This window comes from Ruegeria sp. E8 (genome assembly GCF_056533985.1).
Genome location: NZ_JBQFOY010000007.1, coordinates 83,720 through 97,574, shown reverse-complemented (window position 1 = coordinate 97,574; position 13,855 = coordinate 83,720). Strand labels below are relative to the sequence as shown.

13 protein-coding genes are annotated in these 13,855 nt (G+C 57.7%); 10 read left to right on the top strand and 3 right to left on the bottom strand.

The genetic code is table 11. The annotated features are described in order from the left end of the window. The first annotated feature begins 168 nt into the window (after positions 1 to 168). The 6 genes from ACR0LF_RS11680 to ACR0LF_RS11655 all read left to right on the top strand — a co-directional run bounded on the left by ACR0LF_RS11680 (position 169) and on the right by ACR0LF_RS11655 (position 7,668). Complete coding sequence (locus tag ACR0LF_RS11680; protein ID WP_480579748.1) at positions 169 to 1,656, top strand: ABC transporter substrate-binding protein; 1,488 nt, start codon at positions 169 to 171, stop codon at positions 1,654 to 1,656. A gap of 63 nt (positions 1,657 to 1,719) precedes the next feature. Continuing rightward, entirely contained in the window at positions 1,720 to 2,790 is a 1,071-nt protein-coding gene (locus tag ACR0LF_RS11675; protein ID WP_480579750.1) for a ligand-gated ion channel, read from the top strand. Between the two features lie 40 nt (positions 2,791 to 2,830). Then, a complete protein-coding gene (locus ACR0LF_RS11670) occupies positions 2,831 to 3,778 on the top strand; it encodes an ABC transporter permease (protein ID WP_480579751.1) in 948 nt (315 codons plus the stop codon). Next, a complete protein-coding gene (locus ACR0LF_RS11665) occupies positions 3,775 to 4,590 on the top strand; it encodes an ABC transporter permease (protein ID WP_480579753.1) in 816 nt (271 codons plus the stop codon). The genes ACR0LF_RS11670 and ACR0LF_RS11665 overlap by 4 nt, the downstream gene beginning before the upstream one ends. Then, entirely contained in the window at positions 4,587 to 6,185 is a 1,599-nt protein-coding gene (locus ACR0LF_RS11660) for an ABC transporter ATP-binding protein (RefSeq protein ID WP_480579755.1), read from the top strand. The genes ACR0LF_RS11665 and ACR0LF_RS11660 overlap by 4 nt, the downstream gene beginning before the upstream one ends. 31 nt (positions 6,186 to 6,216) lie before the next feature. Then, on the top strand, positions 6,217 to 7,668 hold the full coding sequence (locus ACR0LF_RS11655; protein ID WP_480579757.1) for an aldehyde dehydrogenase family protein: 1,452 nt from the start codon (positions 6,217 to 6,219) through the stop codon (positions 7,666 to 7,668). Here the strand turns inward: ACR0LF_RS11655 and pncB are convergent. Then, on the bottom strand, positions 7,665 to 8,957 hold the full coding sequence (pncB, locus tag ACR0LF_RS11650; RefSeq protein WP_480579759.1) for a nicotinate phosphoribosyltransferase: 1,293 nt from the start codon (positions 8,955 to 8,957) through the stop codon (positions 7,665 to 7,667). The two genes, ACR0LF_RS11655 and pncB, sit on opposite strands and share 4 nt — an antisense overlap. A gap of 164 nt (positions 8,958 to 9,121) precedes the next feature. Here pncB and ACR0LF_RS11645 point away from each other — a divergent pair, with 164 nt between their 5' ends. Then, the gene (locus ACR0LF_RS11645) at positions 9,122 to 9,652 is read left to right on the top strand and encodes a hypothetical protein (protein WP_480579761.1); all 531 of its coding nucleotides are present in this window, start codon (positions 9,122 to 9,124) and stop codon (positions 9,650 to 9,652) included. Here ACR0LF_RS11645 and pncA read toward each other — a convergent pair. Then, a complete protein-coding gene (gene pncA, locus ACR0LF_RS11640) occupies positions 9,649 to 10,242 on the bottom strand; it encodes a bifunctional nicotinamidase/pyrazinamidase (protein WP_480579763.1) in 594 nt (197 codons plus the stop codon). The two genes, ACR0LF_RS11645 and pncA, sit on opposite strands and share 4 nt — an antisense overlap. Positions 10,243 to 10,338: 96 nt before the next feature. On the opposite strand from pncA, the gene trhO reads away from it, so the two are divergent. Both trhO and ACR0LF_RS11630 read left to right on the top strand, forming a co-directional pair. Beyond that, positions 10,339 to 11,244, top strand: coding sequence for an oxygen-dependent tRNA uridine(34) hydroxylase TrhO (gene trhO, locus ACR0LF_RS11635; RefSeq protein WP_480579765.1), 906 nt, complete (start codon positions 10,339 to 10,341; stop codon positions 11,242 to 11,244). 65 nt (positions 11,245 to 11,309) lie between these two features. Next, a complete protein-coding gene (locus tag ACR0LF_RS11630) occupies positions 11,310 to 11,819 on the top strand; it encodes a potassium channel family protein (RefSeq protein WP_480579767.1) in 510 nt (169 codons plus the stop codon). A 7-nt stretch (positions 11,820 to 11,826) separates the two neighbouring features. Here the strand turns inward: ACR0LF_RS11630 and ACR0LF_RS11625 are convergent, their stop codons facing one another. Next, on the bottom strand, positions 11,827 to 12,156 hold the full coding sequence (locus ACR0LF_RS11625) for a hypothetical protein (protein ID WP_480579769.1): 330 nt from the start codon (positions 12,154 to 12,156) through the stop codon (positions 11,827 to 11,829). A 187-nt stretch (positions 12,157 to 12,343) separates the two neighbouring features. Between ACR0LF_RS11625 and betB the strand changes: the two genes are divergently transcribed. Then, a complete protein-coding gene (gene betB, locus ACR0LF_RS11620) occupies positions 12,344 to 13,798 on the top strand; it encodes a betaine-aldehyde dehydrogenase (protein WP_480579771.1) in 1,455 nt (484 codons plus the stop codon). Positions 13,799 to 13,855 lie beyond the last annotated feature (57 nt).

The window sequence follows — 13,855 nt, the reverse complement described above, 5'->3', positions numbered from 1 at the left end:
GTCGCTCCTGCAGGTATTATGTTGCAGTGCGGCATAGCAGATCAGACGGGGACGAAGAAACCCCGGTTGCGCGAACATTCCCTTGATTGACCTCAGGTTTAAAGGAAGACTGGTCTTAAAACGGCCCTGAAAACAAGGGCACAGCCAGTTTCAGTAGGGAGAGTTCACATGACAAAATTCATGTTGCGGACATTTGCATCGACCTTGGCGGTAGGCGTTGGCCTGCTTGCCTCGCAGGCTTTGGCCAAGTCCGACATCACCATCGCGATGCAACTTGAACCCCCGCATCTGGATCCGACCAGCGCTGCGGCGCAGGCGATTGACTCGGTGGTCTACACTAATATCTTCGAAGGTCTGACCCGATTTATGGGCGATGGTTCGGTCGTACCTGGCTTGGCTGAAAGCTGGGAGATTTCTGACGATGGCACGGTCTACACCTTCAAACTGCGCGATGGTGTGACGTTCCATGACGGCACAACCATGGATGCCGAGGACGTCAAGTTTACCCTTGACCGCGCCACCGCCGAGGACAGTGCGAACGCTCAGAAGGCGTTGTTTGCCGGTATCGAAAGCGTTGAGGTTGTTGACCCGCTGACCGTCAAAGTCACTTTGTCCGAACCGAACGGCAATTTCCTGTTCAACCTGGCTTGGGGGGATGCGGTCATTGTCGCGCCCGAAAGCATCGACAACATCAAAACCAATCCGGTTGGCACCGGGGCCTACACCTTTGGCAACTGGGTGCAGGGCGACAGCATAACATTGAACCGCAATCCCGATTATTGGGGCGATCAGCCAGCGTTAGAGACGGCGACGTTCAAGTTTATTTCTGACCCAACCGCCGCTTTCGCCGCCATGATGGCCGAGGATGTCGACGTGTTTGACAACTTCCCCGCACCGGAAAACCTGCCTCAATTCGAAGCCGATCCCCGGTTTCAGGTTCTGGTGGGCACGACCGAGGGTGAAACGATCCTGTCCACCAACAACAAGCAGCCTCCGTTTGACGACATCCTTGTCCGGCAGGCACTGGCCCACGCCATCGACCGGCAGGCCATTATCGACGGGGCGATGTTTGGCTATGGCACCCCGATAGGTACGCATTTCGCGCCGCACCACCCGGCCTATGTCGATCTGACTGGTCAGTCTGCTTATGATCCTGAAAAGGCCAAAGCGATGCTGGCAGGAGCCGGATTTGAAAACGGGTTCGAGACCACACTGCACCTGCCACCGACCTCTTATGCCCGTCGTGGGGGTGAAATCGTCGCCGCTCAACTGGCCGAGGTCGGCATCACCGCCGAGATTATCAACGTGGAATGGGCGCAATGGCTGGAGTCGGTGTTCAAAGGCAAGGAATTTGGTCTGACCATCGTCAGCCACACCGAACCGATGGATATCGGCATCTATGCCCGGCCTGACTATTACTTCCAGTATGACAGCACGGATTTTCAGGCGTTGATGGACACGCTGAACGCCACCACCGACCCCGTGGAACGCACACGTCTGCTGGGAGAGGCGCAGCGCCTGATCTCAACCGATTATGTCAACGGGTACCTGTTCCAACTCGCGAAACTGGGGGTCGCAAATGTCGGTGTTCAGGGGCTGTGGGAGAACGCGCCCACGGCCGCAATTGATCTGACGCAGATCAGTTGGTCTGAATAAAAGCACCAACCGGGGCTGCCCGGTGCGGCCCCGGCACTTCACGAGGTTTGGCTGGGTTTTGTTATGACGTTGTTTCGTGCCATTTGCCTTATCGTCTCAGCCGCTTGCCTTACATCTTTTTCCCCGGGGCAGGCTGCAGCTCAGAACGTGTTGGGAGGGCGACTGGATGCCTTGGCCGGTACACCGGAAAACCCGCTGGAGGTCGGTATCGGCATTCGCATCGACCAGATAACCAGCGTCGATCAAAAAGCCGAGAATTATGGGGCGGTCGTTGTGCTGCGGGCGGAATGGACGGATCCGTCACTGTCATTTGATCGCGAAGAACTGGGGCGCGATATCCGGGTTTTCAATCCGCCCAACCTGGCCGATCATGCAGCGGAAATCGGTGCAGTCCTGCCCGCGTTTGTCATTCACAACCAGCAATCCAACAAGTGGATACACGAAAACGCGGCCTCTTTGCGGTATGACGGGCGGGTCATCTACGTCGAGAAATCCTCGCTGACGTTACAGGCACCGCATTTTGATTTCCGAAAATATCCGTTCGACACGCAGGAGTTTCACTTTGAAGTCGTGTCCATCTTTCCGACGGAATACGTCTCTTACTATCCGTTGGAAGAATACTCGGGCCTTGGCGACCTGCTGGGCGAAGAAGAGTGGATTTTGGATAACGCCCGTTTGGAAACGTCCGAGGTCATTGGCTTATCTGGCAGGAAAAGCGATCAGGTCGCGCTTGTTTTCGAAGGTCACAGGCACCTGACCTACTATGTCATTCGGGTGTTCCTGCCGATGCTGGTTCTGATTTCGGTTGGCTGGGCCCTGTTTTTCCTGGACGAATACCGCCGCAGGATCGAGATTGCAGGCGGCAATCTGTTGGTCTTCGTCGCGTTCAACTGGGCGATCTCTGCTGATCTGCCAAAGCTTGGTTATCTGACCTTTCTGGATTTTGTTCTTCAGTGCATGTTCCTGATGACCGGAGCATTGATCGTGTTCAACGTGGCTCTGCGGAAACTTAAAGTGTCCGGAAAGGAAGGCGCAGCGCGGACGTTGGACAATTACGCGATCAAGTGGATTTACCCGCTGGGTTATGCCGCGATCGTGGCCTACGCGGTTTTTGCCTATCTTCTGGTGCCTTAGGTGCTGGACCAGCACCAGATGTGACCCTAACGTGGTGCCAATGCTCCGCTACGCCTTCAAAAGACTGATCTCATTGCTTGTCAGCCTCGCCGTCGCCTCGGTGGTCATCTTCGCGGTGATCGAGGTCGCGCCGGGTGATCCGGCGTCGTTCATGCTGGGCGTCAACGCGCAGGAGGATACGCTGACCGCGCTGCGGGCTGAACTAGGCCTCGATGGCTCTAAGGTACAGCGGTACTTCAACTGGGTCGGGGGAATGCTGGTCGGGGATTTCGGCACCTCATATACCTACCGCACCCCAGTCTCCCAGATGATCGCAGACCGGTTGTGGGTGTCGCTGCCGCTGGCACTGTATGCGCTGACCCTGTCCACATTGATCGCCTTTCCTGCCGGGATTTACGCGGCGGCCCGCCGGGGCAAACCGGGAGATCTGGCAGTGATGGGGGCTACGCAGCTTGGCATCGCCGTTCCCAATTTCTGGTTTGCGATGATGCTTGTGCTGATCTTCGCCATCAACCTGCGCTGGTTCAATGCCGGTGGGTTTGTCGGTTGGGACAACGGAGTGTTGGCAGGACTTCATTCGCTGACCTTGCCTGCTGTGGCTCTGGCCTTGCCGCAAGCAGCGATTCTGGCCCGTGTGATGCGGTCGGCGTTGCTGGACATTCTGGGCGAGGACTTTATGCGCACCGCCCGGGCCAAGGGCCTGTCCCGTCGTCAGGCCCTTTGGCGACACGGTGTGAGAAATGCGCTGATCCCGGTACTGACCATCATCGGCTTGCAATTTTCCTTCTTGTTGGCAGGGTCGATCATCATCGAACAGGTGTTCTACCTGCCGGGTCTTGGGCGGCTGGTGTTTCAGGCGATTTCGGCTCGTGATCTGATCGTGGTGGAATCAGTCGTCATGTTGCTTGTTTTTGCAGTGATCACCGTGAATTTCCTGGTTGATCTGGCCTATGCGGCCGTCGATCCAAGGCTGAGGAGCAGGGCATGAGCCGCAATCTGATCCTCGGTGCGGTGCTGTCTTCACTGGTGGTTTTGGCCGCGCTGATCTCATTCGTCTGGACGCCTTATGACCATGCGGCGCTGGACATTCCCAACAAATTGCAGCCGCCGAATGCATTGCATTGGTTCGGAACCGATCATTTCGGGCGCGACATGTTTTCGATGATCATGGTTGGTGCGCGTACGTCGATTGCGGTGGCGCTGGTGGCGGTAGGTATCGGCATGGCGCTGGGCGTTCCCCTTGGTCTGACGGCAGCTGCGCGCAAAGGATCCTGGCTGGATGAGGTGATCATGCGTGGAAACGATCTGGTCTTCGCCTTCCCTTCGCTGGTCATCGCGATCCTGATCACTGCCGTGTTCGGTGCCGGTGCGATCAATGCCATCATTGCCATCGGCATTTTCAATATCCCCGTCTTCGCCCGCATCACCCGCGGGGCCGCCCTTTCGCTATGGGAGCGTGAGTTCATCCTCGCCGCCCGCGTATCCGGAAAAGGCGCGGCGCGAATCTCAGCCGAACACATCCTGCCCAATGTTGCCAACCTGCTGATTGTGCAGGGCACCATCCAGTTCAGCTTGGGTATTTTGGCCGAGGCGGGCCTGTCTTACGTCGGTCTGGGCGCACAGCCCCCGACACCCAGCTGGGGTCGGATGCTGGCAGATGCGCAGACAATGGTCAGTTTTGCCCCGCATTTGGCTCTGATTCCGGGCTTGGCGATCATCGTCACGGTGCTGGGTTTGAACCTGTTGGGTGATGGTCTGCGCGACTGGCTGGATCCTCGGATCAGGGTGGCGCGGGCATGAGTTTGTTGCAGATCGAAAACCTGTCGCTGACGATCCATGGGACACCGATCCTGAAACAGGTCAACCTGTCGATCGATCCCGGTCAGATCGTGGCCGTCACGGGTGAAAGTGGTTCAGGTAAGTCAATGACCGCATTGGCGGTGATGCAGCTTTTGCCGAACGGAGCAGAGGCGGACGGAGCGATCCAACTGGACGGTGACGACCTGTTGACCCGGTCAGAGGTCGAGATGTGCGCGTTGCGCGGTGCGTCCATTGGGATGGTGTTTCAGGAACCGATGACGGCGCTGAATCCTGTAAAAACCATCGGTGATCAGGTGATGGAGACCATCCTGATTCATAAGGCGATGCCACCGGTCCAGGCCCGTGCTCGTGCCGCAGACGTGTTGACCCGCGTAGGCCTGCCACCAGATCGGTTCCCTTTGACTCGCTATCCGCATGAGTTGTCCGGCGGGCAGCGTCAGCGTGTGGTGATCGCCATGGCCATTGCCCTGCGCCCCAAATTGTTGATCGCGGATGAGCCCACCACGGCGCTGGATGTCACCACGCAGGCGCAGATTCTCGATCTGCTCACGGGGCTGGTGCGCGAGTATGACATGGGCCTGCTGATGATCACCCATGATCTGGCCGTGGTGGCCGATATGGCGGACCAGATCACCGTCATGCGCCATGGTGAAGTGGTCGAGAGCGGGGCGACCAAACATCTGCTGCACAACATTCAGCACCCCTATACCCGCATGTTGTTCGAGGCCTCTGGCCATCAGGTCACGCTGCCTGAGCCTGCGCACCCTCGACCCTTGCTAGAGGTAAGTCAGGTTGTCCGGGACTACCGTCTGCCCCGCAAAGGCTTGCTGGATGCGCCGCGTCATCACCGGGCGGTGGACGGGGTTAGTTTTACCCTGAACCAGGGGGAACGGCTGGGGTTGGTGGGTGAATCCGGATGTGGAAAATCGACCCTAACACGAGCGATATTAGGCTTGGAAGAGGTGCAAGCCGGTCAAATCCTCCTGGACGGTCAGCCTGTTTTCACCGGCCACAAAGCCAACCTTGCAGTGCGCCGAAAGATGCAGGTGGTGTTTCAGGACCCCTACGGCAGCTTCAACCCCCGCCATCGTGTCGCGCGCCTGATCACTGAACCTTTCCATTTGCTGGAAACTCCTCCGACCGGATCAGAACGGCAGGATCGGATCGCCGAGATGCTGACGGCAGTCGGCCTCAGCCCGGATGATGCAAACAAGTACATCCATGAGTTTTCTGGTGGGCAACGACAGCGGATCGCCATTGCCCGCGCTTTGATCATCCGACCTGAGCTGATCTTGTTTGACGAGGCCGTATCTGCCCTCGACGTTTCAGTCCGCGCCCAGATCCTCGATTTGCTGGCCGAACTGTGTGAGGCCTATGACCTGACCTATCTGTTCATTAGCCATGATCTGAGTGTCGTGCGTACGATCACCGACCGCGTATTGGTGATGCAATCCGGCCGGATCGTGGAGCAGGGCGAGACCGAACAGGTGTTTGAAGACCCGCAACACCCATACACGCAAACCCTGATAGCCGCCGCGCCCCGATTACCAGAGATTGGGCGGATATCGGCGTAGAACCATTATTAGAGCCTGAACGGAGGCGCAAATGACTCAGAAGATTTGGTTTGATCCCACCTTGTGCCTGATCGGGGGACGCTGGAGCCAATCGGTTTCGAAAGACACCTTGCCTTTGATCAACCCCTCGGACGGGACCGAGATTTGTCGGATTGCCCGAGGCTCAGAGGCGGATATCGACGCCGCCGTCAAAGCCGCCCGATCCGCGTTGAACGGCGACTGGGGACGCAAAACAGCCCTCGAGCGCGGCCGTATTCTGACGCGCCTGGGCCAGCTGGTGCTGGAACGCGTGGACGATCTGGCGCAGCTTGAGGCGATGGATGTGGGCAAGCCGTTGACTCAGGCCCGGGCGGATGCGGTGGCCTTGGCGCGGTATTGCGAGTTCTACGGTGGTGCGGCGGATAAGGTGATGGGAGAGACCATTCCCTATCTCGACGGCTACACCGTCTATACCCTGCGCGAATCGCACGGGGTGACGGGCCATATCGTGCCGTGGAACTATCCGATGCAGATCATCGGGCGTTCGGTCGGTGCGGCGCTGGCCATGGGCAACGCCTGCGTTCTGAAACCTGCGGAAGAAGCCTGCCTGACCGCGTTAGCCTTTGCTCATCTGGCGCAACAGGCCGGTTTGCCAGCCGGTGCGTTGAACGTTGTGCCTGGTCTGGGGGCCGAGGCGGGCGCAGCTCTGTCAGCGCATCCGGGGGTTGACCACATCTCGTTCACCGGCTCGGTCGCCACAGGGGCTTTGGTGCAGCAGGCCGCGGGGCGCAATGTGGTGCCCGTGACATTGGAACTGGGCGGGAAATCCCCGCAACTGGTGTTTGACGATGCGGATCTGGATGCGGCGCTGCCGTTTTTGGTGAATGCGGGTATCCAGAATGCGGGGCAGACCTGTTCGGCCTCGTCCCGTATCCTGGTACAGCGAGGCGTCTATGAGCAGGTCAAGGCCCGTATGTCTGAGGCTTACGAACAACTCACGGTCGGGCCCGCGATGGACGATCTGCGCGTCGGGCCATTGATCTCGGACCGGCAGAGACAGATTGTCAGCGGCTTTCTGGAAAAAGGCGCGGACCTGACCATCGCCGCGCAGGGGCAGATTACCAAAAACGCGCCTGAGACCGGAGCTTACGTTTGCCCGACCTTGTTCGCGGACGTACCGCCAGATCACCTGCTGGCACGAGATGAGATTTTCGGCCCGATTCAGGTTCTGATCCCCTTCGACACCGAAGAACAGGCTCTAACCATAGCAAACAGCACCGAATACGGCCTTGTCGCCAGCGTCTGGACACGGGACGGCGCGCGGCAGATGCGGTTGGCAAAAGCGCTGCACTCGGGTCAGGTCTTTATCAACAACTATGGCGCAGGCGGAGGTGTAGAGCTGCCCTTTGGCGGTGTGGGGAAATCTGGCCATGGCCGCGAAAAAGGGTTTGAGGCGCTGTACGGCTTTTCACTGCTAAAGACGGTCGCCGCCTACCACGGTTAGACGATGACTTCGATCGCCTCTTGCGCGCCGACACCGAACACCTTTTTGTAGCGCTCGATCTGATCTTTCGGACCCATCGCCTTTTCCGGGTTGTCCGACAGTTTCACCGTCGGGCGCCCATTGGCGGATACTGCTTTGCAGACCAATGAGAACGGCGCCAGCGCGTCATTGGGAACAAGCCCGCGAAAATCATTGGTCAGCAAAGTCCCCCAACCGAAGGAAATATTGGCTCGACCTGCGAACTGAGCGTGCAGTTCCTGAATCTTTTCGACGTCCAACCCGTCCGAGAAGATGATCCGTTTCTGTGTCGGATCTTCGCCGCGCGCGTTCCACCAATCGATTGCCACCTCAGCTGCAGTTGCCGGATCTCCGCTGTCGACGCGAATACCGGTCCATCCCGCCAGCCAGTCGGGTGCGTTGTCCAGGAACCCTTTGGTGCCGTATGTATCGGGCAGGATGATGCGCAGGTTGCCGTCATGTTCGTCATGCCAGTCGCTGAGAACGTCGTAAGGGGCCTGCGCCAGTTCATCATCACTGTCGGCCAACGCGGAATAGACCATGGGCAGCTCATGCGCGTTGGTGCCGATGGCCTCAACCTCGCGCCGCATGGCGATCAGGCAGTTTGATGTGCCGGTAAAGGACCTGCCCAAGCCTTCGATCATCGCCTGCACGCACCAGTCCTGCCACAGGAAGGAATGCCGCCGTCTGGTGCCGAAATCTGCGATCCCCAATCCGTTGATCGAGCTGAGTTTCTCGATCTTCTCCCACACGCGTGTCATCGCGCGGGCATAAAGCACCTGCAACTCAAACCGGCGCATGTCGTTCAGCACCGCGCGTGAGCGTAGCTCCATCAGCACCGCCAGCGCGGGGATTTCCCACAGCATCACCTCGTGCCATTTGCCTTCGAAGGTCAGTTCGTATTGATCCCCTTTGCGTTCAAGGTGATAGGGCGGCAGGCGCAGATTCTCGAACCATTCCATGAAATCAGAGCGAAACATCTGACGTTTGCCGTAGAACATGTTGCCACGCAGCCAGGTGCTTTCCCCCCGGCTGAGGCTGAGCGAGCGGATATGATCCAACTGTTCCCGGAGCTCGCCTTCATCGATCAAATGAGCCAAAGGCACGTGATTCGACCGGTTGATCAGTGAAAACACCACATCTGTTTGAGGCTTGTTTCGAAACACTGACTGGCACATCAGCAGTTTGTAGAAATCTGTGTCGATTAAAGACCGGACAATCGGGTCAATCTTCCATTTGTGATTGTATACACGGGTCGCGATGTCGACCATGGGGAACTCCTGCGATTTCCGTAGTTAGATCAATCGACAACGGGAATGGCAAGAGTCGCTGATTTGGTGACAATGCCAGTATGACGACACAATACGGGCATATTGTGCATTGTTTTTACCGGTTAGTGAAAAGAGGGGATGGAAAGACGGAACTGAGTTTGTGAATGGGTCTCGAGTACGATTTTGATATTGTTAACGTAGCACTGAACGAAATTGACCCCGAAAAGCTGGGGTCAGACTCTGATGTGGAACGCCAGGTGTGTGCGGTGTTCCGAGATATCAGAACCGCCGATGCGTTACGGGGAACATCGCCGAAAATCCGCAAGATTTTCCAGGATGCCGGGTTTAGCCTCGAGTCGCGCAACAGCGGCATCGTGCCTGGTGTGTTTCCTGCCGAAGATCAGACGGATCGGGTGCGAATTCTGCGTTTGCTGTTTGAAAACATCAAATCCCGTGGGGTTAAGGGTGAGTACAGCGGCGAATTCAACATGTGGGATTTCCTGCATTATGTCCGGACAGCGCAACCCATGGCCGGGATCGTGCGCAGCCGACCGGTGCGTAAAGCGCCACCGCAGCCCAGTCAGCCAAGTCAAAATCGCCGCACTGTTCCGGGGCGCATAGGGCTTGCGTTGGGAGTTGCGGTTGTATTGTTCGTAATGATCAAGCTGCTGGCCGCTGCGGGCGCGACGCCCTAGGTCAACGTAACGCCAGCGTCGCGCATTGCCTGTTCTGCCACCGCCAAGGAGCCGTCCATGTCAATCGCGCGGCAGGCGTCCATGCGAACCGTGACATCAAACCCCAAACGGGCGGCATCCACAGCCGAGTAGTGAACGCAGAAATCGGTCGCCAAACCAACCAGTGTCAACCGGTCGATGCAACGGGTATCCAAATAGCCTTTCAGACCCGTGGGTGTCTGGTGGTCGTTTTCGAAAAACGCTGAGTAACTGTCGATGGCACTGCGAAACCCTTTTCGCAGGATCAGATCGCCGTCGGTGCGCAGTTCGGGATGAAAACTGGCCCCCTGCGTACCCTGAACGCAGTGGTCTGGCCACAGAACCTGCGGCCCATAGGGCATGTCGATCAGTTCGAACGGGTTTTTGCCGTCATGAGAGCTCGCGAACGAAGAATGCCCTGCGGGGTGCCAGTCCTGCGTCAGGATCACCGCGTCGAATTCATTCATCATGGCATTGATCGGGGCGACGATTTCGTCGCCTCCGGACACAGCCAATGCGCCACCGGGGCAGAAGTCGTTCTGAACGTCGATTACGAGCAGGGCATGGGTCATGGCGGCCTCCTTTAACTGCTTAATCGGTAGGCGGCAGGGCGCGGGGCGTCAATGCAATCCCTTGCGACTCTGGGTCTGCGGGGGTAGATCGCGCATATGTACACAATCGCTGCCCTGTATCACTTTACCCGTTTCCCGGACCCTGCCGCGCTGCGCGACCCGTTGTTGGAACTGTGCCGTGCGCAGTCTGTCACCGGTACTCTGCTGTTGGCGCACGAAGGGATCAACGGCACCGTCGCAGGCCCGCGTGCAGGGATCGATGCGGTGCTGGCGCATATCCGGGCCTTGCCGGGCTGCGCGGATCTGGAGTGGAAAGAGGCGACCGCAGACCATCCGCCTTTCGGCAAAATGAAGGTGCGGCTGAAGAAAGAGATCGTGACCATGGGCCAGCCGGATGTCGATCCGCGCGCCCGTGTCGGCAACTATGTCGAGCCGCAGGACTGGAATGATCTGATCCGTTCTGACGATGTTGTGTTGATCGATACCCGCAACGATTACGAAGTGGCGATTGGCACATTTGAAGGCGCAATAGACCCTGAAACGGCCAGTTTCCGCGATTTTCCTGCCTGGTGGGAAGACAACAAGGACCGTTTTCGCAACAAGCGCGTCGCCATGTTCTGCACCGGCGGTATTCGGTGCGAGAAATCCACCAACTACCTGCTGGGGCAGGGGGTCGAGGACGTCTATCACCTCAAGGGCGGTATATTGCGGTACCTCGAAGAAATGCCAGCTGAAGACAGTTCGTGGCAGGGCGAATGTTTTGTGTTCGACAATCGCGTCTCGGTTGGTCACGGTCTTGTCGAAGGGCCGCACAAGCTCTGCCATGGCTGCCGTCGTCCGATCCTGCCCGAAGACATGAAACGCCCGCAATACGAACATGGCGTGTCCTGTCACCAATGCATCGACGAAACCTCGGATGCCGACAAGATGCGCTTTCGCGAGCGGCAAAAGCAGATCGTGCTTGCGCGCGAACGGGGTGAGGCGCATTTGCGGCAGGATTGAATTCGGGTTGCAGGTTGTTGCCTTAGATCGGATGATCCTAAGCAGGCCCGTCTGAAAGAGCACGCATGCACCGCGAACCCACAACTCTGTCTGAATGGAAATCGACCCTGCTGGCAGCGTTGGGGCTGATTCTAGCAAGCTTCCTGGCCTGGTACGGCCTGTCCCGCCTGAACGAGGCGACCGCTGGCGACACGATAGGCACCGTCGCTTCGATAGGGCTCTTGATCTGGTTGGCGTCGCAGTCCTGGTATTACATGACGCAGGTGAAATCGCCCCGCAGGCTTTTGTTCCTGATGGGGGTGTCGTTCATTCAGGTCGTCCCATTCCTGTTCGCCGCCGTCTATGGGGCCTTTGGGTACAACGACCACTGCGTTATCGGTGCGCAGGGTCCGGGGGATATCCTGTATTTTTCCTATGTCACCTTCACCACTGTCGGATATGGCGACATGTCCCCAACCGGTTTGTGCCGTGGGCTCGCCGTGTCCGAGGCTGTGACGGGGTACATCCTGCTGGGCTTGTTCGTAGCGGCAGCAGTCGCGCTCTATGCCCGCAATCACAATCAGGAACGACCCTAACTAGGCTCTATTTATTGTAATCGATCCAGCGCGACATCATTTTCTTGTCGCGAAAACACTCAGATGGGATCGGGCGGCGTTTGCTGCGTGAAATCCGCTCGGCAAACGCGACTTGTTTTCCCGTCGGGTAATTGTCGAACTGCGAGGTCCCGCGTGGTTTGTGCGCTGAAATCCAGTCAGACAACAGCCGCCGGTCGCGCTGCGCTTCGACCGGAATCTCAAGGGCTGACTTCTCGGCAATCGCACGCGCATACCGCATTTGCCGGTCGGTCACCGGCAGCAGGTGGTAGTCGTTATTCGGCCCGTTCAGGGCAGCGTGACGTGTTTGCTGGGCCATCAGTTTGTCCTCTGACTATGTAGAACATAAATAGAACATTAACCGAAAATTTCAAGGTTTGAGGGGCCTGGCAGGCGTAAACCCGCTCTCCTGACGATTTTATTGACTGGTCAGTCAATAACCGCTAGGCCGATTTTCAACAGACCAATTGCCCCGTCCAAACGGGTGCGAAAGAAAAGGACACGGTATGAAGTTTCAGCCAAAGGCCAGCCATTTCATTGACGGCGAGTATGTCGAAGACACCAACGGCGCAGCCATTGACGTGATCTACCCCGCAACAGGAGAGGTGATCGCGCGACTTCATTCCGCAACACCGTCGATCCTAGATAAGGCTCTAAACAGCGCAAAAAGGGCTCAAGCAAATTGGGCGGCACTGTCAGGCACGGAGCGTGGCCGCATTCTGCGCCGCGCGGCCGATATCATGCGGGAACGCAACTACGAGCTGTCAGTTCTGGAAACCCATGACACCGGCAAGCCGATTCAGGAAACGACCGTGGCGGATGCTACCTCGGGCGCGGATGCGCTGGAGTATTTCGGAGGTTTGACGGCTTCACTGACAGGTGAGCATATCCCGCTGGGTGGTGGCGATTTCGTCTATACAATCCGAGAGGCGCTGGGCGTCTGCGTCGGAATCGGAGCCTGGAACTATCCCACTCAGATTGCCTGCTGGAAAGGTGCCCCGGCGCTGGCTTGCGGCAATACTATGGTGTTCAAACCCTCTGAAACCACACCCCTTTCAGCGCTGAAAGTTGCCGAGATTCTGGTCGAGGCCGGAGCACCCAAAGGCGTTTACAACGTGATCCAGGGCTACGGCGATGTAGGCGCATCGCTTGTGACCGATGCTCGTGTGGCCAAGGTCTCACTGACTGGTTCTGTTCCGACGGGCCGCATAGTCTATGCCGCGGCTGCGGATGGGATGAAGCACGTGACCATGGAACTGGGCGGCAAATCTCCGATGATCGTCTTTGACGATGCCGACATCGAAAACGCGGTTTCGGGCGCGATTTTGGGCAACTTTTATTCATCGGGTCAGGTTTGTTCCAATGGCACCCGCGTCTTTGTGCAGAAAGGCATCAAAGAGGCCTTCTTGAAGCGCCTGTCAGAACGTCTTGCAAACGCAAAAATAGGCGACCCGATGGATGAAGATGTCAGCTTTGGTCCGATGGTCAGCGAGAACCAGATGAACATCGCGCTTGGGTACATCGAAAAGGGCAAAGCGGAAGGTGCGCGACTGGTCTATGGCGGCGAGCGGATCGACGGTGATGGGTTCTACATGCAGCCCACCGTCTTTGCGGATGTCACTGACGACATGACCATCGCGCGCGAGGAAATCTTTGGCCCGGTCATGTCGGTACTGGATTTCGAGACAGAAGAAGAGGTAATGACCCGTGCCAACGACACCGAATTCGGTCTGGCCGCGGGCGTTTTCACCAATGACCTGACCCGTGCACATCGTGTCGTGGCCGGGTTCGAGGCGGGGACCTGTTACATCAACACCTACAATCTCGCCCCGGTTGAAGCGCCGTTTGGCGGGTCGAAAATGTCCGGTGTCGGACGAGAGAATTCGAAACTGGCGATCAACCACTTCTCGGAAATGAAAACTGTTTATGTCTCGATGAACGATGTCGAGGCACCGTATTGACGGCAATGACAAGCGTCATCCTGGATTGAGATCTCTGTTCCCGGCGATGTGTGTCGG

What these genes read in the sequence shown, in the direction of transcription:
- ACR0LF_RS11680 (WP_480579748.1), top strand. Translation starts at nt 169, where the DNA reads ATGACAAAATTCATGTTGCGGACATTTGCATCGACCTTGGCGGTAGGC.
- ACR0LF_RS11675 (WP_480579750.1), top strand. Translation starts at nt 1,720, where the DNA reads ATGACGTTGTTTCGTGCCATTTGCCTTATCGTCTCAGCCGCTTGCCTT.
- ACR0LF_RS11670 (WP_480579751.1), top strand. Translation starts at nt 2,831, where the DNA reads ATGCTCCGCTACGCCTTCAAAAGACTGATCTCATTGCTTGTCAGCCTC.
- ACR0LF_RS11665 (WP_480579753.1), top strand. Translation starts at nt 3,775, where the DNA reads ATGAGCCGCAATCTGATCCTCGGTGCGGTGCTGTCTTCACTGGTGGTT.
- ACR0LF_RS11660 (WP_480579755.1), top strand. Translation starts at nt 4,587, where the DNA reads ATGAGTTTGTTGCAGATCGAAAACCTGTCGCTGACGATCCATGGGACA.
- ACR0LF_RS11655 (WP_480579757.1), top strand. Translation starts at nt 6,217, where the DNA reads ATGACTCAGAAGATTTGGTTTGATCCCACCTTGTGCCTGATCGGGGGA.
- pncB (WP_480579759.1), bottom strand. Translation starts at nt 8,957, where the DNA reads ATGGTCGACATCGCGACCCGTGTATACAATCACAAATGGAAGATTGAC.
- ACR0LF_RS11645 (WP_480579761.1), top strand. Translation starts at nt 9,122, where the DNA reads ATGGGTCTCGAGTACGATTTTGATATTGTTAACGTAGCACTGAACGAA.
- pncA (WP_480579763.1), bottom strand. Translation starts at nt 10,242, where the DNA reads ATGACCCATGCCCTGCTCGTAATCGACGTTCAGAACGACTTCTGCCCC.
- trhO (WP_480579765.1), top strand. Translation starts at nt 10,339, where the DNA reads ATGTACACAATCGCTGCCCTGTATCACTTTACCCGTTTCCCGGACCCT.
- ACR0LF_RS11630 (WP_480579767.1), top strand. Translation starts at nt 11,310, where the DNA reads ATGCACCGCGAACCCACAACTCTGTCTGAATGGAAATCGACCCTGCTG.
- ACR0LF_RS11625 (WP_480579769.1), bottom strand. Translation starts at nt 12,156, where the DNA reads ATGGCCCAGCAAACACGTCACGCTGCCCTGAACGGGCCGAATAACGAC.
- betB (WP_480579771.1), top strand. Translation starts at nt 12,344, where the DNA reads ATGAAGTTTCAGCCAAAGGCCAGCCATTTCATTGACGGCGAGTATGTC.